The organism is Stenotrophomonas sp. Steno-Z1 (assembly GCF_056393175.1).
In genome coordinates this window covers 106,786-127,769 of record NZ_JBWJPB010000005.1, presented here as the reverse complement: position 1 = coordinate 127,769, position 20,984 = coordinate 106,786, and the positions used below count along the sequence as shown (strand labels likewise).

Annotated in this window: 18 protein-coding genes; 1 reads left to right on the top strand and 17 read right to left on the bottom strand. The window is 70.4% G+C overall.

Annotation, left to right across the window (positions count from 1 at the left end):
- Nucleotides 1–247: 247 nt before the first annotated feature.
- Nucleotides 248–2,053 carry a monovalent cation:proton antiporter-2 (CPA2) family protein gene (locus tag AC06FD_RS14470; protein ID WP_259209525.1) on the top strand — a complete coding sequence of 602 codons (1,806 nt, stop codon included), beginning with the start codon at nucleotides 248–250 and terminating at the stop codon, nucleotides 2,051–2,053.
- Between the two features lie 129 nt (nucleotides 2,054–2,182).
- On the opposite strand, the gene AC06FD_RS14465 is transcribed toward AC06FD_RS14470, so the two are convergent.
- The 17 genes from AC06FD_RS14465 to AC06FD_RS14385 all read right to left on the bottom strand — a co-directional run bounded on the left by AC06FD_RS14465 (nucleotide 2,183) and on the right by AC06FD_RS14385 (nucleotide 20,982).
- Entirely contained in the window at nucleotides 2,183–5,521 is a 3,339-nt protein-coding gene (locus tag AC06FD_RS14465) for an ankyrin repeat domain-containing protein (RefSeq protein WP_259209521.1), read from the bottom strand.
- Nucleotides 5,514–5,783, bottom strand: a complete 270-nt coding sequence (locus tag AC06FD_RS14460; RefSeq protein WP_478078248.1) for a YcgL domain-containing protein — start codon at nucleotides 5,781–5,783, stop codon at nucleotides 5,514–5,516. The genes AC06FD_RS14465 and AC06FD_RS14460 overlap by 8 nt, the downstream gene beginning before the upstream one ends.
- Before the next feature lie 338 nt (nucleotides 5,784–6,121).
- The gene (locus tag AC06FD_RS14455) at nucleotides 6,122–6,559 is read right to left on the bottom strand and encodes an excinuclease ATPase subunit (RefSeq protein WP_259209519.1); all 438 of its coding nucleotides are present in this window, start codon (nucleotides 6,557–6,559) and stop codon (nucleotides 6,122–6,124) included.
- A 70-nt stretch (nucleotides 6,560–6,629) separates the two neighbouring features.
- On the bottom strand, nucleotides 6,630–7,871 hold the full coding sequence (locus AC06FD_RS14450; RefSeq protein ID WP_259209517.1) for a beta-ketoacyl-ACP synthase: 1,242 nt from the start codon (nucleotides 7,869–7,871) through the stop codon (nucleotides 6,630–6,632).
- Nucleotides 7,871–8,602, bottom strand: a complete 732-nt coding sequence (gene fabG / locus AC06FD_RS14445; RefSeq protein ID WP_259209515.1) for a 3-oxoacyl-ACP reductase FabG — start codon at nucleotides 8,600–8,602, stop codon at nucleotides 7,871–7,873. Before fabG ends, AC06FD_RS14450 begins: the two co-directional genes overlap by 1 nt.
- Nucleotides 8,599–9,054: a hotdog family protein gene (locus AC06FD_RS14440; protein ID WP_259209514.1), complete on the bottom strand. Its 456-nt coding sequence runs from the start codon at nucleotides 9,052–9,054 to the stop codon at nucleotides 8,599–8,601. Before AC06FD_RS14440 ends, fabG begins: the two co-directional genes overlap by 4 nt.
- A 2-nt stretch (nucleotides 9,055–9,056) precedes the next feature.
- Nucleotides 9,057–10,250 (bottom strand): beta-ketoacyl-[acyl-carrier-protein] synthase family protein, encoded by a 1,194-nt coding sequence (locus tag AC06FD_RS14435; RefSeq protein WP_259209512.1) that lies wholly within the window; start codon nucleotides 10,248–10,250, stop codon nucleotides 9,057–9,059.
- Nucleotides 10,247–10,798, bottom strand: coding sequence for a DUF3261 domain-containing protein (locus tag AC06FD_RS14430; RefSeq protein WP_259209510.1), 552 nt, complete (start codon nucleotides 10,796–10,798; stop codon nucleotides 10,247–10,249). The genes AC06FD_RS14435 and AC06FD_RS14430 overlap by 4 nt, the downstream gene beginning before the upstream one ends.
- On the bottom strand, nucleotides 10,786–12,027 hold the full coding sequence (locus tag AC06FD_RS14425; RefSeq protein WP_259209508.1) for an NAD(P)/FAD-dependent oxidoreductase: 1,242 nt from the start codon (nucleotides 12,025–12,027) through the stop codon (nucleotides 10,786–10,788). Before AC06FD_RS14425 ends, AC06FD_RS14430 begins: the two co-directional genes overlap by 13 nt.
- A 51-nt stretch (nucleotides 12,028–12,078) precedes the next feature.
- On the bottom strand, nucleotides 12,079–14,448 hold the full coding sequence (locus tag AC06FD_RS14420) for an MMPL family transporter (RefSeq protein WP_478078180.1): 2,370 nt from the start codon (nucleotides 14,446–14,448) through the stop codon (nucleotides 12,079–12,081).
- A complete protein-coding gene (locus tag AC06FD_RS14415) occupies nucleotides 14,441–15,070 on the bottom strand; it encodes an outer membrane lipoprotein carrier protein LolA (RefSeq protein ID WP_394163152.1) in 630 nt (209 codons plus the stop codon). Before AC06FD_RS14415 ends, AC06FD_RS14420 begins: the two co-directional genes overlap by 8 nt.
- A complete protein-coding gene (locus tag AC06FD_RS14410; RefSeq protein WP_259209503.1) occupies nucleotides 15,067–15,489 on the bottom strand; it encodes an acyl-CoA thioesterase in 423 nt (140 codons plus the stop codon). Before AC06FD_RS14410 ends, AC06FD_RS14415 begins: the two co-directional genes overlap by 4 nt.
- On the bottom strand, nucleotides 15,476–17,023 hold the full coding sequence (locus tag AC06FD_RS14405) for an HAL/PAL/TAL family ammonia-lyase (RefSeq protein WP_394163150.1): 1,548 nt from the start codon (nucleotides 17,021–17,023) through the stop codon (nucleotides 15,476–15,478). Before AC06FD_RS14405 ends, AC06FD_RS14410 begins: the two co-directional genes overlap by 14 nt.
- The gene (locus tag AC06FD_RS14400; RefSeq protein WP_394163148.1) at nucleotides 17,013–17,960 is read right to left on the bottom strand and encodes an LpxL/LpxP family acyltransferase; all 948 of its coding nucleotides are present in this window, start codon (nucleotides 17,958–17,960) and stop codon (nucleotides 17,013–17,015) included. The genes AC06FD_RS14405 and AC06FD_RS14400 overlap by 11 nt, the downstream gene beginning before the upstream one ends.
- On the bottom strand, nucleotides 17,957–18,760 hold the full coding sequence (locus AC06FD_RS14395) for a glycosyltransferase family 2 protein (protein WP_478078178.1): 804 nt from the start codon (nucleotides 18,758–18,760) through the stop codon (nucleotides 17,957–17,959). Before AC06FD_RS14395 ends, AC06FD_RS14400 begins: the two co-directional genes overlap by 4 nt.
- A complete protein-coding gene (locus tag AC06FD_RS14390) occupies nucleotides 18,753–20,438 on the bottom strand; it encodes an ApeI family dehydratase (RefSeq protein ID WP_478078177.1) in 1,686 nt (561 codons plus the stop codon). Before AC06FD_RS14390 ends, AC06FD_RS14395 begins: the two co-directional genes overlap by 8 nt.
- Entirely contained in the window at nucleotides 20,431–20,982 is a 552-nt protein-coding gene (locus AC06FD_RS14385; protein WP_259209491.1) for a COG4648 family protein, read from the bottom strand. Before AC06FD_RS14385 ends, AC06FD_RS14390 begins: the two co-directional genes overlap by 8 nt.
- Nucleotides 20,983–20,984: the final 2 nt, after the last annotated feature.

The following is a 20,984-nucleotide window of genomic DNA, read 5'->3' as shown; positions in this document are numbered from 1 at the left end:
GCGAACCGTCCCTCGTCAGGCGGTGGCCATCACTGGCGTCGAGCAAGGTCGACTTCTACTGTCGCTGGACATGGGTTTGGGGACTCCGCAAGGGGTGTACTGCCGGACACGCCGGCAGCGGCGGGCAGTCTGGACCCGGGCGCGGGACCGGTCAACCCGGGCGCGGTTGCCGCGTTGGGCTGCGATTGACGTTGGCAGAACGCGTGCGCCGCATAATGGGCGGACATTTCCATGAGCTGGGCCTTCCATGCATAGCGGCGCCCTCGAACTGGCCCTGGTCCTGCTGCTGGCCGCGGTGATCGCCGTGCCGGTGTTCAAGAAGCTGGGCTTCGGCGCGGTGCTGGGCTACCTGGCCGCCGGGGTGGTGTTGGGGCCGGATGGGCTGGGCTTCGTGCAGGACGCCGACCGCATCCTCGGCGCGGCCGAGATCGGCGTGGTGATGCTGTTGTTCGTGATCGGGCTGGAACTGTCGCCGGCACGCCTGAAGGTGATGCGGCGCTCGGTGTTCGGGGCGGGCGCGCTGCAGGTGGCGCTGAGCGCGATCGTGCTGGGCAGCCTGTTGCTGCTGGACCACTTCCAGTGGAAGAGCGCGTTGATCGTGGGCCTGGCCCTGGCGCTGTCGTCCACCGCGGTGGGGCTGCAGCTGCTGTCCGAGCACAAGGCGATCAACAGCGACTACGGGCGCCTGGGCTTTGCCATCCTGCTGTTCCAGGACCTGATCGCCATTCCGTTGCTGGCCGCGATTCCACTGCTGGGCGGGGCCAGGAACGACACCCTGCAATGGAGCGATGTGGCCGTGGCGTTGGGCGCGCTGGCCGTGGTGATCCTGTGCGGGCGGCCGGTGCTGCGCCGTTTGTTCAATATCATCGCGCGTACCCGCAGCCCCGAAGTGTTCACCGCGATGGCGTTGCTGGTGGTGCTGGGCACGGCGTGGTTCATGCAGGAGGCCGGGCTGAGCCCCAGCCTGGGGGCGTTCCTGGCCGGCGTGCTGCTCTCCGATTCGGAGTTCCGGCACGAGCTGGAATCGCAGATCGAACCGTTCAAGGGGCTGCTGCTGGGCCTGTTCTTCATCGCGGTGGGCATGGGCATCGACCTGGACCGGATCATCGCCGAGCCGGCGATGATCGCCGCGGGGGTGACCATCCTGCTGGTGGTCAAGTTCGGGCTGCTGTTCGGGATCGGCAAGCTGGCCAAGCTGCGCACCCGGCATGCGGTGATGCTGGGCAGCGTGCTGTGGCTGGGCGGCGAATTCGCCTTCGTGGTGTTCAACGAGGCGCAGCGCGCCCAGTTGCTGGGCAGTGCCAACCATGACCGGCTGGTGGCGATCGTGGGCCTGTCGATGGCGATCACGCCGCTGCTGATGATCGCCCTGCTACGGCTGCTGGGCCGCGAGGATGCACCCAAGGCCAGTGCCCAGCCGGCCGACACGGTCGACACCGGCGGCATCCAGCCGCAGGTGATGATCGCCGGCATGGGCCGCTTCGGGCAGGTGGTGGCACGGCTGCTGACCGCGCAGAAGATTCCGTTCGTGGCGCTGGAGTCCAACCCGGACACGGTCTCGGACCTGCGCCGCTTCGGCAACAAGCTCTACTACGGCGACCCGACCCGGCCGGAGATGCTGCGTGCGGCCGGCGGCGAACAGATCCGCGTGTACGTGGTGACCCTGGACGACCCGGACGCCAACATGCGCGCCACCCGGTTGATCCGGCGCATGTACCCGGATGCGGTGGTGCTGGTGCGCGCGCGCAACCGCCAGCACGCCTGGCGCCTGATGGACATGTCCGCCGAACCGTTCCGCGAGGTGTTCGGCACCAGCCTGGAGCTGAGCGAACGCATGCTGATCGCGCTCGGCATTCCCGCCGACACCGCGCGCAGCCACGTGCAGCGCTTCCGCGAGCACGACGAGAAGCTGCTGCGCGACCAGTACCTGGTGTATGACGACGAGGCGGCGGTGATCCAGACCTCGCGCGATGCCAGGGCGGACCTGATGCATCTGTTCGAGGCGGATGCGGAGCGGGATGGGAAGCCAGACGCATCCGACCGGGGCGGCTGACCTCCCACCTCCTTTCGCCGGCAACCGCGCGCCGCCAGAGGCCGGGGCGGGACCCTCGCCGCCGCCGGGAATGGCCCGGGGCGGGCGGCCGCCGACCAACGGTCGGCGCTACGTCGGGGTGGGATGGGATCAGCCGTTGTCGCGCAGGAAGCGGGCCATCGAGGACACGCCCGGCACGCGCGGTTCGAACTCACCGGCGACGTCGATGAAGCCACGCATCACCGCGATTTCGCGCGGGCTGCGGTTGAGCGCGTCGCGTACGTCCGGGTCGGCGCCGGCGCGCAGCAGGCGCTGCACCAGCAGCGGCAGGCCGTGAAGGGCGGCGAGGTGGAGCGGGCCGAAACCGCGCGGATCGCGCACCTCCAGCGAGACATCCTCGTCCAGCAGGCGCTCGACGGCGGCCAGCACCACCTGCTCGTCGCAGGCGGTGCCCGGTTCGGCGCGGGCGCCCAGCAGCAGCAGCAGCGGCGTCACCGAGCCGGCGGCAGCCTGGTCCGGTTCGGCGCCGGCCAGCAACAGGGTGTCGAGCAGGGCCAACAGGCGCGAGCGATCGCGGGCGCTGAAGCCGTAGAGCGCGGCGCAGTGCAGCGGGCCCAGCTGCTGCGCGTCGCCGGCATGCACGTTGGCACCCGCGGTGAGCAGCCGCGCGACGATATCGGGCAGGCCCAGCGCCGAGGCCAGCATCAGCACGGTCACGCCGCCAGGCAGGCGGTATTCGAGTTCGGCACCGGCATCGAGCAGGGCCGAGACGATGTCGATCTGGCGCATGCTGACCGCCGCCGACAGCGGCGTGGCGCCACTGGCCGCGGCGTGCTGCGGGTTGGCGCCACGCGCCAGCAGCAGGTCGACCACGGCCAGGTGGCCACCGCCGGCGGCGCGCAGCAGCGCGGTGCAGCCCTGCGCGTCGACCACGTCCACGGCAAAGCCCAGGTCGATCAGGCGACGGACCGCGTCGGCATCGCCGGACATCGCCGCCGCCGGCAGGTCGCCGTCGCGCAGGGCGCGGCGCGGCAACGGCCACACCCGCCAGTCCAGCCAGTCGGCCAGGTCGCGACGACCGATCGACAGCGCCACGCCCAGCGGGGTCTGGCCGTCGGCGGCGCGCGCTTCCGGCGAGGCGCCCTGCTGCACCAGCAGCTTCAGCGAGCCTTCGCGGGCCAGTGCGGTGGCCAGGTGCAGCGCGGTCATCCCATGGCTGTCGCGCGCTTCGCGGTCCACCCCGAGCAGCAGCAATGCCTGCTGCAGGCGCAGCCAGCCCAGCCGCACCGCCAGCGACAACGGTGGATCACCGGCCGGCGACGGCGCGAAGGGGTCGGCGCCACGTTCCAGCAGTTCCAGGGCGAGCTGTTCCAGCCCGCGCGAGGCGTGGTCGTGCTGCGCGCAGGCGCTGAGCAGGCGGGCAAGGCCGCCGCGGCCGGCCGGGGACAGGCCACGACGCAACAGGACCTGCAGCGCAGGCACGGCATCGATGCCGCGTGCCAGCAGCGCGAACATCGGTGTGTCCCCGCAGGCATCGAGTACTTCCGGGGCGGCACCGTTGGCAAGCAGCCAATCGACTGCCTGCGGGTCCAGCGCCAGTTCGGCGTCGTGCAACAGGGCGCCCAGTTCCTGCGGATCGCACAGCCGCGCCAGTGCGGCCATGCCGTCGAAGTTGCCGAAGCCCAAGGCTTCGCGCAGCAGGTCCAATGGCGGGCGGTCGGGCAGCGAGGGGGTGGCCGGGTCGGCGTCGGCATCGACCGCGGCAAGCCCGTCGGTGACCGAGGCCGGCAGGGGGTAGCTGCGGTCCAGCAGCGAGACGATGGCCCAGCGACCGGCGCTGGCGGCGATGTCCACGGCGCGGCGGCCCTGCGGGTCGACGGCGTCGGCGGCGATGCCCAGTTCCAGCAGGCGGCGCACCAGCAACGGGGAGACGTTATCGGCCATGCACGCCAGCAGGACCGCGTTGCGCCCTTCCACGTCGACCGCGTTGAGGTCGGGATGGTGCGGCAGCAGGTGTTCGATCACCGCGGCGCGACCGCCGCGGGCAGCCTCCAGCCACGGCGTACGCGACAGCGCATCGCGCGACTCGAGGTTGGCACCGGCCCCCAGCAGCACGTCGATGATGTCGACATGGCCGGCCAGGGCGGCTTCATGCAGGGCGCTGCGGCGCTGGCGGTCGCGCGCGTCGGCGCGGGCCTTGTGCTTGAGCAGCAACTGCACGCCGGCCGGATCATCCTCTTCGGTGCCGGCAGCCGCCAGCAGCACGGGGGTGCCATCGGCCGGCTCGGTCTTGGCGCCGCGCTCGAGCAGGAACCGCGCCAGCCGCCAGTTGCCGACCTGGCAGGCCACCGCCAGCGGTGACCAGCCGTCGTTGTTGAGCGCGTCCACTTCAGCGGCGGCGTCGCGCAGCAGCGCGGCCACGCCCGGGTCCGAACTGCGCGCGGCGTGGTGCAGGGGCGTGTTGCCCTCGCTGTCGACCGCGCGCGAATCGGCGCCGTTGGCCAGCAGGGTCATCACCGCTTCGGGGCGGCCGTGCCAACTGTCGCGGGTGGCGGCCAGCAAGGGGGTCATGCCACGGTGCGGGGCATTGATGTTGACGCCGCGCGCGATCAACTCGCGCAGCAGGCGCAGGTCCGGCAGCACCGCGGCCAGCACCGGCAGGTTGCGCTGATCGCGCCAGGCCGGGTCGGGCAACCCCTGCGGATCGGCACCGGCGGCAAGCAGTTGCAGGGCACGGTCGACGCGACCGCTGCGCGCGGCGTCATACAGGGCCGGCAGGTGTTCGTGCTGGCCGAGCGGTTCCAGCGGCTGCGGTTCGGCGGCGTGGCCGGCGAACGCATCAAGGCGGTCGTCGTCCATGTCGACCGCGGCGCGGGCGGCCAGGCTGGCGGCCGGCGCGATCTTCTGCAGCGCCAGATGGGCCAGCGGCGAAAGCACCACGACGGCGGCGGTGAGCGGCCAGCGCAGCGCGTCGGACACCAGGCCGGGCCAGGCCGGCAGCACTACCAGCGCGCACACCAGCACCACCAGCGCGGCCACGGCCAGGCCGCGCCAGGCGCTGAGATCGCGCCCGGACAGGGCCTGCCAATGGCTGTTGAGGCTGCCGGCGGTGCGTTCGACTTCATTCCACAACGGCCAGGTGCGCCAGACCCCGAGCAGGGCGGCGCTGACCGCCACGCTGAGCCCGAGCACGGCGGCCAGGCTGCCGCTGTCGTGCAGGGCGCTTAGCGGCCAGGCCACCAGCGCGGCGAGCAAGACGGGGCCGGCCAACCAGGGGATCAGCAGCGCGGGCAGGTCCTGGCGCAGCACCTTGGCCGGCGGCTGCACCGGGCGGGTGCGACGCCACCACGAGATGCCCAGGGCGAAGGCCGGTTGCGCCAGCGCGACGCCGAGTGCGGCAGGCACGCCACCGAGCGCGGCCGCCAGGGCCAGCAGGACGCCGGCGGCGAACGCGCTGGCCAGGGCGCGGCTGCGCAGGGTGTCAGTCATCGCGGCGACGCGGGACCCGGACCGGGGCGACCGGCGGCGGGGGCATCTGCAGGTGGAATCCGCGCTCGGCCAGGTTGGCGCGCACTTGCGCGACGTCGGCCAGGGCCAGGCAACGGTCGGGGGTCAGGGCAACTTCCAGCACGAATGCGAACGGCGCCAGCGTGGCCTGCAACGCTTCTGGAACAGCGTTGAAGTCATCGCGGACGGCGAGGTAGACGTAGGTGTCCTGCTTGCGTTGGCTTTTGTAGACGTAGGCTTGCATTGCCCGCGGGGCGTGGCCCTGGGAAGTGATGGCGATGATTGTGTCGGAAACCACGCGGGGGGGAAAGCCGCGATCGCGTCCAGAGGCCGGTTTACTAGCGCGCGGCAGATTCAGGTTCATCAATGTCGCGATGGCGTTCAGGTGGCGCGGGCTGCTCTGGCCACGATCGTCCGGCGCCAGGGCCGCAACGGTATTTGTCTTTCGGCGGGCTGGGCCGGGCCGCGAGCGGGATTCACAGCGTGCCCCGTCAACCCACCCACGCCTGCCCTGCCAGCGACACCCGCAGGGCAACCGGTGCTCGATGGCCACCGCTCGCGAAGAGCGGTGGCCGACCGGGCTTACTTGACCTTGGCGTAGGTGCCCTTCAGGGCGACGCCGGCCATGATCGTGCCGGCGTAGCACTCGTAATTGGTCGCGCTCTTGAACTCGTTCTTCTTGTAGTAGCTGACGATATCCACCACCGCATTGGCGTTGCGCGACTTGGCGCCGTCCTGCAGCGCGCGCAGCGCCGACAGCGCCACCCAGCGGCAGGCCTCCTCGTCGCTCTTGTTGGCGGCGTTGGTCTTCTTGTTGGTCACGTCCTCGCCGAGGCGCTGCTGGACGTTGACCTTTTCGCCGGCCAGGTAGAAACGCACGCTGCCGTCGATACCGGCATCACGGGCGGCCTGGGAGCTGACCAGCTCACGCAGCGACTGTTCCACGCGGGTGTCACGGGCCTGGGCGGTGCTGGCGACGGCGAGCAGCGCGGTGGCGGCAATCAGGGCAAAACGACGCATTCAACTTTCTCCTTGTTGGTGGGGTGCTGGGTGCTGCGTTGGAAACCGGCCCGCGCGGGGGCCGGGTACATCAGTCTTGCCAGCGACGGAAGATCAACGAGGTGTTGATCCCGCCAAAGGCGAAGTTGTTGCTCATGACGTAGTCGGTCTGCAGCGCGCGGCCCTCGCCCTGGATGAAATCCAGCGCCCCGCAGCGGGGGTCGACCGTGTGCAGGTTCAGGGTCGGTGCGAACCAGCCTTCGCGCATCATTTCGATGGTGAGCCAGGCCTCGAACGCGCCGCACGCGCCGAGCATGTGGCCGACGTAGCTCTTCAACGAACTGATCGGCATGCCCGGCCCGAACACCTGCGCGGTGGCCTGGGTCTCGGCGATGTCCCCATGCTCGGTGGCGGTGCCGTGGGCGTTGACGTAGCCGATCCGGGACGGTTCCAGGCCGGCATCTTCCAGCGCCAGGCGCATGGCCTGGGCCATGGTGTCGGCGGTGGGCTGGGTGACATGCTGGCCGTCGCTGTTGGTGCCGTAGCCGACCACCTCGGCCAGGATCGTGGCCCCGCGCGCCTGCGCATGTTCCAGTTCCTCCAGGATCAGCGTGCCGGCGCCCTCGCCCAGGACCAGTCCATCGCGGTTGGCATCGAACGGGCTGGGCGTGGTCTGCGGCGCATCGTTGCGCACGCTGGTGGCAAACAACGTGTCGAACACCGCCGCGGCCGTGGCATCGAGCTGCTCGGCGCCGCCGGTGACCATCACCTGTTGCTTGCCGCTGCGGATCGCCTCGTAGCCGGCGCCCACGCCCTGGCTGCCGGAGGTGCAGGCGCTGGAGGTGGTGTAAACGCGCCCGGACAGGCCGAAGAACACCCCGATGTTGACCGGCGAGGTGTGGCTCATCATTTTCAGGTAGGTGGTGGCGCTGATGCCTTCGGTGGTGTGCTCGTGGAGCATGCGACCGAACTCGGCGGTGGCCTCGTGGCTGCCCGACGACGACCCGTAGGCAACCCCGGCCATGCCGCTGCGCAGCACCGGATGGCCGAGCAGGCCGGCCGCCTCCAGCGCCAGCTCGGTGGCGCGCACCGACATCACCGCCACCTTGCCCATGCTGCGGGTGGTCTTGCGGTTGTAGTGCGGCGGCAGCGCGTAGTCCTGCACCGGCGCGGCCAGGCGCGTGTTGAGGCCGTCGAAGACTTCCCACTCGGGGATGTAACGCACCGCGTTGACGCGCGCGTGCAGGCGTTCGCGGATGCTCGGCCAGTCATGGCCCAGCGGGCTCAGCGCGGCCGCGCCGGTGACCACGACGCGACGTTCGGTTCTGCTCATCAGACCATGCCTCCGTTGACCGAGATCACCTGGCGGGTGATGTAGCCGGCCGACTCGGACAGCAGGAAGGACACCGCGTGGGCGACCTCGTCCGGCTGGCCCATGCGACCGGCGGGAATCAGTTTGAGCGCGTGGTCGAGCACCTCCTGGTTGACCATCTCGGTCTCGATCAGGCCCGGGGCCACGCAGTTGACGGTGATCGCGCGGCTGGCCAGTTCCAGCGCCAGCGCCTTGGTGGCGCCGATGATGCCGGCCTTGGCCGCGCTGTAGTTGGTCTGGCCGCGGTTGCCGACCAGCCCCGACACCGAGGACAGGGTGACGATGCGGCCGGGCTTGCGCCGCCGCACCATCGGCATCACCAGCGGGTGCAGCACGTTGTAGAAGCTGTCCAGGTTGGTATGCACCACCGCGTCCCAGTCTTCGGCGGGCATCGCCGGGAAGGCGCCGTCGCGGGCGATGCCGGCATTGCAGACCACCCCGTAATAGGCGCCGTGCGCCTCCACGTCGGCCTCCAGCGCGGCGCGCGCGGCCTCGCGATCGGCCACGTCGAACATCAGCACGCGGGCCTGCCGCCCCAGCGCCTGGATCTGGGCGACCACCTCCTGTGCCTCCTCGATGCGGCTGCGGCAATGCACCACCACGTCGAAGCCATCACGCGCGATCCGCAGCGCGATGGCGCGGCCGATGCCGCGGCTGGCGCCGGTCACCAGCACCGTCAGATTCCCTGTCATGCCTCTCCACTCTCCAGATAGGCCATCGCATCGCGTGGTTCGAACACGGAAACGTTGGCGACCGCCAATTCGGTAGCGCCTGCCAGGATCCGGCAGGCGAACATGCCCAGGCCATTTTCGCCCATCAGCTCGCACTGTGCCTCTACCCGCAGGCAGGTACCGGCGGCGAAGTACGGCTGGTGCGCGGTGTAGCGGCGGGTGCCCAGCAGGAAGCCGATGGACGGCTCCCGCCCGGCCTGGCGCGCCTTGCACCCCGCCCAGGCGGCGATCGCCTGGGCCATGTATTCCACCCCGACCCAGGCCGGGACGCCCTCGGGCGTGGTGAACAGCCCCTGCGCGGGCACGTCCACTTCGACCACGATCGATTCGGGCTGCCAGTCCAGCAGCCGGTCGATCAGGCGCATGCTGTCGCGATGCGGCAGCACGTCATCGATGTCATGCGGCAGCTGCATGCTCACTCCCGGGACAGGGCCAGCACGGCATTGCTGCCGCCGAAGGCGAACGAATGGCTGAGGACGTGCTGCGGCGGGTGCGCCGCGCGCGTGCCCGGCGCGACCAGGGCCAATGCCGGCAATGCGGCATCGCCCTGCCCGTCCCACCAGTGCGTGGGCAGCTGCTGGTCGGGGTTGTCGGCCAGCACCATCCAGCACAGCGCGGCCTCGATCGCCCCCGACGCGCCCAGCGTGTGCCCGGTCAGTGGCTTGGTCGAGCTGGCCGGCACCGCGGTGCCCAGCACCGCCGCAACCGCCTGGCTTTCCATGGCGTCGTTGTGGCCGGTGGCGGTGCCGTGCAGGTTCACGTAATCCACCTGCGCGGCCGCCAGCCCGGCGCGGTCCAGCGCCTGCTGCATGGCGTCGATCGCACCGCGCGCCTGCGGGTCCGGCGCGGACATATGGTGGGCGTCGGACGACTCGCCCCATCCGGACAGCCGCACCGGGCCGGGCGTGGTGGTCATCAGGAACAGCGCGGCACCTTCGCCGATGTTGATGCCGTTGCGGTTGGCCGAGAATGGATTGCAGCGCGCCGCCGAAACCGACTCCAACGCGCTGAACCCGGCCACGGTGAAGCGGCACAGCGAATCGGCGCCGCCAGCCACGACGGCATCGACCAGGCCGGCGCGCAGCAGGCGGGCGGCCGTCATCAACGCCTTGGCGCTGGAGGAACAGGCGGTGGAGATCGTCCACGCCGGGCCGTTGCTGCCGATACGCTCGCGCACGAAGCGCGCGGAGGTGCCCATTTCCTGCTGCGCGTAATCGAAATCGACCGGCCACTGGCCCGTGTCGCGATGCTGGCGCAGCGCGTTCTCCGATTCGCCGATGCCCGACGTGCTGGTCCCGATGATCACCGCGACGCGGTCGGCGCCGTGCCGCGCGATCGCCGCATCCACCGCCGGGCGGATCTGCACCAGTGCCGCCTCCAGCAGCGCGTTGTTGCGCCCACGCAAGGCCACCGGCAACGCGGACAGGTCCGGCAGCGGGGTGCCCACCTCGCCCAGCGCCAGGCGGCGGCCAGCGATCAGCTGGTCGTTGTCGCGCAGGCCGCCGGGCTGCCCGGCGAACAGGCCGTCGCGCACCTGCACGCGGTCACCGCCGAGCGCGCAGACCACGCCCAGGTCATTCAGATAGATCGCGCTGCTGCTACTGCTCACGGCGGTGCCTGTTCCATGTCCAACGATTCGATCACCAGTTCATAGCCCTCGGCCAAGTTGCGCAGGCGCACCCGGCCATCGGGCAGCGGCTCCAGCAGGAGCCAGGCCTTGCCGTCCTGCTCGAGGCGGCGCTGCCCGCCCGTCTCGACCAGGGTCCACCCGGCGGGCAGCGCGGCACGGATCGCCGCCACGGGCCACAGCGCGAACTGCAGGTCATCCAGCACGCGCTCACCGCGCACCTGCGGCGGCAGCCAGGGCGCGCGCGTCTGCTGCAGGGTGGCGCCGTCCCAGACCATGCGCACGCCGGTCTGGCCCATGGCCTGCACCGCCAGCCGCACCTCGCTGCCATCGGCTTCGAGCAATGCATCCAGCTCGCGCTCGTGGCTGCCGAAGCGGAACTGCAGGCGCTGCTGCAGCTGCAACGGCTGCGGCAGCGCCGACGGCGGCAACCGCAGGGTCGGCAGCTGCACCAGGGGCGCGGGCATGCGCGTGCTGGCACAGGCGGCCAGCAGCAGGCACAGCAGCAGGGAGACGATCAGACGGTGCACAGTTCCTCCAGCACCCGCAGGCGGCGACCGGTCGCATCGGCCACGTACGGATTATTGGTGTCCCACGCATAGCCGGCCAGGATCGAGGAGATCATGCGGCGCACGTCGGGCTGCTGGGCGGGGTGGTAGATGATTTTCTGGAAGCCACCGGCATACCAGGCCTCGACGAAGCGGCGGAAGGTCTTCACCCCGGCGCGCAGCGGAATGGAGAAGTCCTGCTCCCAATCCACGGTTTCGCCGGCGTGTTCGCGCGCCAGGCACTCGCTGGCCAGCTGCGCCGACTTGAAGGCGATGGTGACGCCGGAGGAGAACACCGGGTCGAGGAACTCGCCGGCGTTGCCGAGCAGCGCGTAGCCCTCGCCCCACAGCGAGCTGACGTTGGCCGAGTAGCCGGTGATGGTGCGCACCGGCAGCACGGCCCACTCGGCGTTCTTGAGCAGGCGGGTCAGGTTGGGATCTTCGCCGACGATGGCCTGCAGCTTCTCCAGGTCGCTGCCCGGGTATTTCTCGAAGAAACTCGGCTCGGCGACCACGCCCAGCGAGCAGCAGCCGTTGGAGAACGGGATCGTCCAGTACCACACGTCCACGTGTTCGGGATGGGTGGTGATCAGGATCTTGTTGCGGTCGAAACCGGCGCCGGCCGGGATGTGGTCGCGCACGTGGCAGAAGATCGCCCCACGCACCGGGAAGTTGGACGGCGATTCCAGGTCCAACAGTCGCGGCAGCAGGCGTGCAAAGCCGCTGGCATCCAGGATGAAGCCGGCCTCGATGGTGTACTCGCTGCCATCGGGGCGGCGCACCTGCACCCGTGCGGGGCGGCCCGGCTGCACCGACAGCACTTCGTCGCCGAAGCGCAGGGTGGTGCCCATGCGCTCTGCACCGCGCGCCAGCACGTCGTCGAAGTCGGCGCGCTGCACCTGGTAGGTGGTGCCCCAGCCCGGCGAGAACTTGTCGCGGAAGTCGAACTCGGTGCTGGCCTCGCCACGCACGAAGGCCGCGCCGTTCTTGTACTGGAACCCGGCCTGGACCACGTCCTGCAGCAGCCCGGCCGCTTCGATGTACTCCATGCTCTGCGGCAGCAGGCTCTCACCAATGGAGAACCGCGGGAACTGCTGGCGCTCCAGCATCAGCACCTGGCGGCCTTGCTTGCGCAGCATCGCCGCGGCGACCGAGCCGGCGGGGCCGGCGCCGATCACCAGGATTTCCGTGCGTTCGACTTGCGGGTTCATCGATACATCCTTGATCAGAAAACGTGGGAGAGGAAAAGGCGGACGCGTCGCTCAGTGCGGTGCGTCGTGCGGCGGTGGGCGGAACAACGGCGAGATGATCCAGACCAGGCCGATGCCGAACAACAGGGTCAGGCCGAAGGCGCGCAGCGCCGGCGTGGCCGACAGGCCGAGCAGCCCAAACGACAGCCAGGTACTGGCCGCGCCCACGCACACCGCCAGCCATGCGCTGGCATCGCCGCGGTGCTCGATCAGGAAGATGCCGTAGTCGATGCCCATGCCCAGCAGCAGCATCAGCGCCAGCACGTTGAACAACTGCAGCGGCTGGCCGAACAGGCCGAGCAGGGCCAGGGTGAGGGCGCCGGCCACCAGGGTCGGGGCGAACACGCGCCAGGCCTGCGCGCGGTAGCGCCAGTACAGCACCGCGAACACCAGCACGATGCCAACCAGCAGCAGCCCGCTCATCAGCTTGCGGTAATGCTTGAGCAGCTTGGAGAAGTCGGCGGTGCGATCGACCCAGCGCACGCCCGGGATGCCCTGGGCCTGCGCTTCAAGCAGGGTCAGGGCATCGGCACGCGACAGGTCATCGACCATCACCACCGACGCCAGGCCGCCGCCCACCTTGCCCAGCCACAGGTGCCGGAACGGCATCGCCGCCGGCGAGGCCAGGAACGCATCGGCGTCCAGGTCGCTGGCCGCGTAGTCCGGGCGTGCCAGCGGTTCGCCGACCGCCTCGCCCACCTTGCCGAGCACCTGCGGTTCGACCCGGGCGGTGAGCGCGGCATCGGCGTGCTGGCGCTGGCGGGAGGGCAACCAGTCGCTGATCGCGCGATAGCCGCCGATCTGCTTTTTGGCGGACAGCACGCGCAGGCGCTCGATCAGCGCCTCTTCGCGCTGCAGTACCTGCTCGGCGTCATCGCCCTGCACCAGGTAGAACTGCGCCGGGCTGGGCATGCCCAGCATCTGGCTGATGCGGATCTGCTGGTCGATCAGGGTCTTGGGCGAGGACTGCAGGCTGCGCAGGTCGTCGTTGCTGCCGAGGCGGGCGATGCCGACTGCCGAGAACACCGCCGCCACGCCCAGGAACAGGACGGTACGGCGGCCCTGCAGGCGGGGCCAGCGCTCCAGGGTGCCCCCCAGCCAGCGCGCGAACCGCGTGCTGCGGATCTCGCCGCCGTCCAGCCACGGGAACCAGAAGATCACCGTCAGGAACGCGGCGGCCAGCCCGACCACCGAGAACAGCGCCATCTGGCGCAGGCCGGGGAACGGTGCCAGGCCCAGCGCCAGGTAGGCCAGTGCGCTGGTCAGCAGGGCCAGCCACAGGCCGGGCAGCAGGTGCCGCAGCAAGCGCCAGCGGCGGTCGGCCGGCTCGGCCTGGCGCGAAGCGAACCAGTGGATGCCGTAGTCCTCGGCCACGCCGACCAACGAGGCACCGAACACCAGCGTGAGCACATGCACCTTGCCGAACACCAGCACCGTCACCGCCAGCGCCACGCCGCAGCCGATCAGCAGCGAGGCCGCCACCAGCAGGATCGGGCGCAACGAACGGAACGCCAGCCAGACCAGCAGCAACACCGCGGCCAGCGAGCCCCAGCCGATCGTGTTGATCTCGCGATTGGCCTGCACCGCCGCGGCTTCGGCATGCAGCGGCACGCCGGCGCGCAGCACCTCCAGCCCCGGCGCCTGTTTGGCCGCGGCGGCGGTGGCCGCATCGAGCAGCAGATCGATATGGCGCTCGCCGTCGAGCTGGAACGCCGAGCCGACCGTGTCGTACTGCACGATCGACCAATGCTTGCCCTCGGCCTCGAGCAGGCCGTCATCGCCCACGCGCAGCCCGGACCCCAGCGCGCGCTCCTGCCACCACTGCGGCCACAGCGACAGCGGGTCCTGCCGCCATTCGGTCAGCCGCGGCGCGCCCATCGGGCCATACAGCGCGGCCAGTGCCGACGCGGCCAGGCCATCGACCGGCTCGGCCTGCAGGCGCTGGCGCTGGTCGCTGGTCAGCAGGCGGTCGCGGTACGGTGCATAGAACGCGCGCGCCTGCTCGAACCAGCCTTCGATCGAACCACTGTCCACCAGCAACGCCTTGCCTTCGGCGCTGTCACGCAGCGCGCGGCGGAAGGCCTGCTCGGCCGCCTTGGTCCGCGCCGCGTCGGCACTGCCCAGCAGCACCACGATCTGGCGCGCATTGGCATCGGCGATGCGCCGGGTGACATCGGACAGCAGGCGGTCGTGCGCATCCTGCGGCAACAGCGCCAGGATGTCGGTGTCGATCCGCGACTGGCTTTTCCACAGGTGCCATTGCTGCGCGCCCAGGCCGATCAGCACCAGCAGCCAGAGGATGGCCAGCCAGCGCCACACGCGCTGCAGCCGTCCGTTCGGGGCCAGGGCGTTGCCCTGCCCCGCGTGCAGGGACTCATTCAAACTTGCGTCCCTCGTCCGCGCTCAGCTGCGCCGGGGTCTCGCGCATGCCGGCGAAGTGGATGCGGGTGACGTCCTGGTTGGCTTCGGTGATCTGCACCTCGCGCACGTAGCGGTCGCCACTCAGCGCCAGCCCGGTGAACACCTTGGCCAGCATCGCCGAGCGCGGGCTCAGCTGCATCGTCCAGCCGTTGTTGGGCAACGCCTCCACCTTGACCGTGAACTGCGCCGACAGCGCCTGCGCATCGCCGCTCATCAGCGCGAACATGATCGCGTTGACCGACCGCATCGCCGGCTGCTGGCGGCCGTCCAGTTCGACCCGGCTGCTGCCGTCGCGCTGGCGGCTGAGGATGCGGTCACGGGTCACCACCACTTCGGACGGGAACGGCTTGAGCGTGGTCCAGATCACGCCGTGGTCCTGGGCCAGCACGAAGCTGCCCTGCGAGCGCAGCGGGTTCTTGAAGCCGGCCACCTGTTTCTCCTGGGTGAATTCACCGCGCAGCACGCCGACCTTGGCCACGCGCTGCTTGACCAGATCGACATCGGCGAGCGCCGGCGCGGCCAACGCGGGCACGGCCACCAGCAACGACAACAGCACGACCAGCGTGCGCAGCAGAGCGTTCATTGCACTTCAACTCCCAGACGGTCCCACAGCACGGACGGGCACAGGTACAGCATTTCGTTGGTGACCGCGTCCACGGCCACTTGGATGGTGTGGGCGCGGGTCAGCACCGCGCCGCTGTCGGCATCGAGGATCTCGTAGGCGATCTTCAGCCGGTTTTCCCATTCGGTGATGGTCGCGCGCACGCGCAGCGCCTGCCCGTACAGCAATGGCCGGATGTACTTCACCCGCGCATCCACCACCGGCCAGAGGTAGCCGGACTCGCGCATCTGCGGGTAGTCGTAGTCATAGCGCTGCAACAAGGCGCAGCGCGCGATCTCGAAGTACTTGAAGTAGTTGCCGTGCCACACGACGTGCATCGGGTCGCAGTCATGGAAGGTGGGCGACAGCGCCACCTCCCCACTGAGGTCAGGCCTGGTCATACAGGCTCCAGCGCTGGCCACGGATGTCCTCGAGCAGCGCCCGCAGTTCGCGATCCAGGGCACGGTCTTCATCGACCAGCGCGATACGTGCGCACAGGTCCTGGTACATCGCATCCAGTTCGCCATGCAGGGTGGCGTTCATGCCCACCCGCTGGCGCAGCGCCACGCCCTGGCGGGCGGTGATCAGCAGCGCGGCAACCACCTGCTCGGTCAGCTCGATCACGCGCAGGCAGTCGCGCGCGGCGATGGTGCCCATGCTGACCTTGTCCTGGTTGTGGCATTCGGTGGACCGCGAAAACACCGAGGCCGGCATGGTCTGCTTGAGTGCCTCGGCGGTCCATGCCGACACGCTGATCTGCAGCGCCTTCAGGCCATGGTTGATCGCCGCGCGCGGGCCGCTGGCGCCGGACAGGTTGGCCGGCAGGCCATGGTTGTAGCGCGCGTCCACCACCAGCGCCATCTGCCGGTCGAGCAGATCGGCCAGGTTGGCGATGGCGTTCTTCAGCGCATCCATCGCAAAGGCGATGTGGCCACCGTAGAAATGCCCGCCGTGCAGGATGCGCTCGCCGTCGGCGTCGATCAGCGGGTTGTCGTTGGCGCTGTTGAGCTCGGTTTCGATCAGCTGGCGGAAGAACGGCAGCGCGTCCTGCACCACGCCGATCACGTGCGGGGCGCAGCGCAGCGAATAGCGGTCCTGCAGGCGCTGTTCGTTGCGCGGCGGACGGTCGCTGTGCAGGTCCTGGCGCAACCGCGCGGCGATCTGCATCTGGCCCGGGTGCGGCTTGGCGGCAAACAGCATCTCATCGAAATGGTGCGCGTTGCCGTCGCTGGCCAGCACGTTGAACGCGGTCAGGCGCGTGGCCAGCCGGGTCAGGTAATCGGCGCGGTCGTACGCCAGGCAGGCCAGCGCGGTCATCACCGCGGTGCCGTTCATGATCGCCAGGCCTTCCTTGGGGCGCAGCCGCAGCGGGGTCATGCCGATCTCGGCCAGGACCTCGGCGGCCGGGCGGCGCGCGCCCTGGTACATCACCTCGCGCTCGCCACACAGCACCGCGGCCACGTAGGACAGCGGGGTGAGGTCGCCACTGGCGCCGACCGAGCCTTCGGCCGGGATCAGCGGCAGCACGTCGTGGCGCAGCAAGGTGGCCAGGCCCTGCAGCAGCGGATGGCTCACCCCGGACATGCCGCGCACCAGCGAGGCCAGCCGCGCGGCGATCACCGCGCGCGTCTCGTTCTCGTCCAGGAAACGGCCCAGGCCGCAGCCATGGTAGGTGAACAGGTGGTGCGGCAGCTCGGCGACCAGCGCCGGCGGGATGTTGACCGTGCACGAGTCGCCGTAGCCGGTGGTCACCCCATAGATGACGCCGTCTTCGCGCAGCAGGCGGTCGAGGAAATCGGCCCCCTTCTGGATGCGTGCCTGGAAGGCCGGATCGTCGCTGACCACGGCCTGGGCCTGGCGCTGCGAGAGCGCGACCACGTCTTCGATGGTCAGCGGCGCATCGCCGAAGCGGATGTCGGGGGGATTACTTGCCATGAGATGCCTGATCCCAGAAGGGGAAGAAATTGAACCAGTCCAAGGGTGCCTGGGTGACCTGAACTTCCAGCCACCGGGCGAATTGTTCGGCCTGCGCGGTCAGCGCGGCATCGCGCGAGCCGCGCGGCAGCACGATGCGGTCGCTGAAGTGCTCGAAGCGCACGCGGTAGCCGTCGCCTTCGTGCAGGCAGGCCATCGTGTAGACCGGGCAGGCCAGCGCGGACGCCAGCACGTAGGCGCCGATCGGAAACTGCGCGACATGGCCGAGGAACGGGGCCGGCACGGTGCGCCCGCCGCGCAGCGGCACGCGGTCGCCGACGATGGCCACGAAGCCGCCGTCGGCCACGCGGCGCTGCAGCTCCACCGCCGTGGCCGGGCCCATGTCGGTGACCTGCATCAGTTCGACCGAGGCCAGCGGGTCCAGCCGCTGCATCAGCCGATTGAAGCGCTGTGCGTGCGCGGTATGCACCAGCACGGTGATGCGGAAGCCGGGCACCTGTTCGGCCAGCACCTGGCACAGTTCCAGGCAGCCGATGTGCGCGGTGAGGATCAACCCGCCCTCGCGGCGCGCGATCTTCTCCAGCATCAGGTCGCGCTGCAGGCGGATATGGCTGGGCGGATAGCGGCCGCCCAGGCCGAGCAGCTTGTCCAGCAGGGTGTCGGCGAACAGCGCGAAGTGTTTCAGGCTGGTCCAGCGCCCCGGCACGTGGCCGAGCACGCCGGTATGCGCCTGCAGCCGGCGCAGGTACTGCTGCGAGGACTGCCGTGCCACCCGGTTGCCAAGCCAGTGGCACAGCACCACCGGGTACACGCACAGGCGGAACGGCCAGCGCCCGAACCAGCGGTGCACCCAGCACAGGAACAGCACCCCGGCGGCCGAGGTGGTCTCGCCCAGGTCGGCCCAATGCGGGGCGGTGGCCGGTGCCGGCGCGGTCATGCCGGTGGCGCTCCCGCCGGCGCGGCACCGCGCAGGCGGCGCCACAGCAACCGTGGCGCGCGGGGCAGCATGCCGAAGAACAGGCGGGTATGCATGCGGCTGATGCGCACGTTGTCGCGCCACACATCGAAGTGCGACACGCCATCGCTGGGATACGTGACCCTGGTCGGCAGGCTGATCACCTGCACGTCGCGCCAGAACAGCCGCACCAGGATCTCACTGTCGAAGTCCATGCGCCGGCCGATGGTTTCCTCGCCCACCAGCCGCGTCACCGGCGCCAGCGGATACAGCCGGAAGCCGCACATCGAGTCGCGGATGTGCAGCGACAGCGTGTTGATCCACACCCAGATGTGGGTCGCATAGCGGCCATACAGGCGTGCCTTGGGCACGCTGGCATCGTAGGCAGGGATACCGCAGATCACCGCGTCCGGGTGCTGTCGGGCCAGCGCGACGAAGCGCGGGATATCGCCCGGATCGTGCTGGCCATCGGCATCGATCTGCAGCACGTGGCTGTGCCCGCGCCGCGCGGCCTCGGCGAACCCGGCCAGCATCGCCCCGCCCTTGCCCTGGTTGTGCGGCAGGCGCAGCAGCGCCACCTGCGGCGCATGCGCCGCGGCGAGGGCATCCAGCACCTGCGCGCAGCCCGGGTGGGAGCCGTCATCCACCAGCAGGCAGGGCAGTCCGCTGGCGAGTACGCCGCGCACCACCGCGCCGATGGCGTGTTCGTGGTCGTACACCGGGATCACCACCAGCGGGGCGAAGGGCGCCGCCGGCATCGCACGGGACGGCGTTTCATGCATCGCCGAACACCACACGGCCACTGGCATGCACGCCATGGTCGGACACGTAGCGGAAGGTCAGCACCGATTTGGCGGCATCCCAGCCCAGGCTGAGCTGCAGGCAGTCGCCCGGGCGCGCCACATGCTGGAACTTCAGCGCATCCATCCGTTCGAAGCGCGGCGGCATGCGGAACACCTGGCGTGCATAGTGGATCGCCCAATCCAGCTGGACCACGCCGGGCAGGATCTTCGCCTGCGGGAAGTGCCCGTCGAAGGCGATCAGGTCCGCCTCCAGCGGCAGGTGGAGCACCGCCGCGTCGGCCTCGCGCTGCTGCCACTGCACCGTCGGCAACACCGGCCGGAACAATGCCGCCAGCGCCGCGGCGGTCACCTTGCCCTGGGCATTGATCGGCAGTTCGTCGACGAAGCGCCAGCGCCGCGGGCGGGTCACGGCATCATGGCTGCTGGCCAGGTGCGCGCCGAGCGCCTGTGCCTGGCGGCGGCGCTGCGCGTCATCCCAGCCGGCCACCCCGGCCGGCTGCGGCACGACCACGGCGGCCAGCTGCTCGCGCGCGCCCGGCAGCACCAGCACGCGCACGTCCTGCACGTCCGGTTGGGTGCGCAGCTGGTGTTCCAGCGCGTCCAGCGAGACCCGGCGCTCTTCGATCTTGACGATGCGGTCGGCCCGGCCGAGCAGGCGGAAGCTGCGCCCGGCATCGGCTTCGACCCTGTCCTGGGTCTGCCACCACGCACGGTCCTGCAGGTGCGGCGAGGACACCGACAGGCAGCCGCCCTCGATCCGCCAGGCCACGCCGGGCAGCGGGTGCCACTGCGGCTGCTCGGCACTCCAGCGGCGCCAGGCGATGCCGCCGGTCTCGCTGCTGCCGAACACTTCGGTCGGCGCCACCCCCAGCAGTGCGCCGGCCTGCAGCGCGGCCTCTTCCGGCAACGGCCCGCCGGAGGAGAACACCGCGCGCAGGCGGCCCCGCAGCGAAGACCAGTCCAGCTGCCCGGGCAGGCGCTTGAGGTGGGCCGGCGTGGCCACCAGCACCGACGGCCCCTGCGCCAAGGCGCTGACCAGGTCTTCGTGGAAGAAGCGCCGCGGCTGGATCGCGCGCCCGGCCGCCAGCGGCCACAGCACGCGGAACAGCAAGCCATAGATGTGCTGGTGGGAGACGGTGCCATGCACCTGCGCACCCTCCAGCTGCTCGCCGAAAGCGGCCTGCAGCGCATCCACCTCGCGGGTCAGCTGGTGCATGCGCTTGACGATCGCGCTCGGCGCGCCGGTGCTGCCGGAGGTGAACACCACCAGCTCCAGCCGGTCTTCGTCCAGCGGCAGCAGCGGTACATCGGCCAGCGCTTCGCGATCAGGGGGCAGCGGTGCGTAGCGGGCCGGCACGTCACCGGCGAACCCGGCCACCCGCGGGCTCAGCCCGTCCAGCGTGGCCGGCAGGTTGTCGCCGCCGAGGAAGACCCGCTTGCCGGCATGCCAGGCCCCCAGCAGGGCGGCGGCGAACACCAGCGTGTCATCGAAGTACAGCGCCCAGTCGCTGCCGGGCGCGCGCGCGAACGCCTGCTGCCAGCACAGCACCTGCTGCCTGAAACGCGGGTGGTCGACCACCCCGTCCGGCGCGTGGCCCACGATCCGGCCCGGCCGCGCGGACACGGCCAGGCGATCCAGTGCGATCCATTCAGCCATGCGCGTGCGCTGCCTTGACCCGTCGCCGCACCAGCCATTCCCCACCAAACAGAGCACCCATCATCACGTACGCCAACAATCCGTTGTACAGCGCCCAGACCTGATTGGACGCCCACAGCGCCGTGATCAGGGCCAGACCCCCGTTGAAGACAAAGAAGCCGCACCACACCCAGGTGACACGGCGGGTATAGACCACCGCGAACGGCGGCAGGTCCGGCTCGCTCAGGCGCGCCAGGCGTTCCACCGCGCTGGGCGGGAAGCGCAGGCTGGTGGCGAAGATCACCAGCATCACCGCATTGACCAGCGCCGGGTACAGCTTCAGCGGCAGCGCCTGGTTGAACGCGGTGGCCACCAGCGCCAGCACCCCGGTGCCCAGCGCAGCCACCCACCACACCGGCTGACGGGTGGTGAGCGCGCGCAGCGCAGCCAGGCTGAACAGCAGCAGCGACAGCCAGCGCGGCTCGAAGCGGCCCAGCGACAGGTACACCACCAGCGGGTATGCCAGCGACAGCAACGCAAACGCCGCGACGCGCACCCGGACCATGG

Excerpts from the sequence above, each read along its gene's own strand:
- AC06FD_RS14440 (WP_259209514.1), bottom strand. The coding sequence starts at position 9,054 with ATGCAGCTGCCGCATGACATCGATGACGTGCTGCCGCATCGCGACAGC.
- AC06FD_RS14470 (WP_259209525.1), top strand. The coding sequence starts at position 248 with ATGCATAGCGGCGCCCTCGAACTGGCCCTGGTCCTGCTGCTGGCCGCG.
- AC06FD_RS14390 (WP_478078177.1), bottom strand. The coding sequence starts at position 20,438 with ATGGCTGAATGGATCGCACTGGATCGCCTGGCCGTGTCCGCGCGGCCG.
- AC06FD_RS14460 (WP_478078248.1), bottom strand. The coding sequence starts at position 5,783 with ATGCAAGCCTACGTCTACAAAAGCCAACGCAAGCAGGACACCTACGTC.
- AC06FD_RS14400 (WP_394163148.1), bottom strand. The coding sequence starts at position 17,960 with ATGACCGCGCCGGCACCGGCCACCGCCCCGCATTGGGCCGACCTGGGC.
- AC06FD_RS14395 (WP_478078178.1), bottom strand. The coding sequence starts at position 18,760 with ATGCATGAAACGCCGTCCCGTGCGATGCCGGCGGCGCCCTTCGCCCCG.
- AC06FD_RS14405 (WP_394163150.1), bottom strand. The coding sequence starts at position 17,023 with ATGGCAAGTAATCCCCCCGACATCCGCTTCGGCGATGCGCCGCTGACC.
- AC06FD_RS14465 (WP_259209521.1), bottom strand. The coding sequence starts at position 5,521 with ATGACTGACACCCTGCGCAGCCGCGCCCTGGCCAGCGCGTTCGCCGCC.
- AC06FD_RS14415 (WP_394163152.1), bottom strand. The coding sequence starts at position 15,070 with ATGAACGCTCTGCTGCGCACGCTGGTCGTGCTGTTGTCGTTGCTGGTG.
- AC06FD_RS14410 (WP_259209503.1), bottom strand. The coding sequence starts at position 15,489 with ATGACCAGGCCTGACCTCAGTGGGGAGGTGGCGCTGTCGCCCACCTTC.
- AC06FD_RS14450 (WP_259209517.1), bottom strand. The coding sequence starts at position 7,871 with ATGAGCAGAACCGAACGTCGCGTCGTGGTCACCGGCGCGGCCGCGCTG.
- AC06FD_RS14425 (WP_259209508.1), bottom strand. The coding sequence starts at position 12,027 with ATGAACCCGCAAGTCGAACGCACGGAAATCCTGGTGATCGGCGCCGGC.
- AC06FD_RS14455 (WP_259209519.1), bottom strand. The coding sequence starts at position 6,559 with ATGCGTCGTTTTGCCCTGATTGCCGCCACCGCGCTGCTCGCCGTCGCC.
- fabG (WP_259209515.1), bottom strand. The coding sequence starts at position 8,602 with ATGACAGGGAATCTGACGGTGCTGGTGACCGGCGCCAGCCGCGGCATC.
- AC06FD_RS14385 (WP_259209491.1), bottom strand. The coding sequence starts at position 20,982 with ATGGTCCGGGTGCGCGTCGCGGCGTTTGCGTTGCTGTCGCTGGCATAC.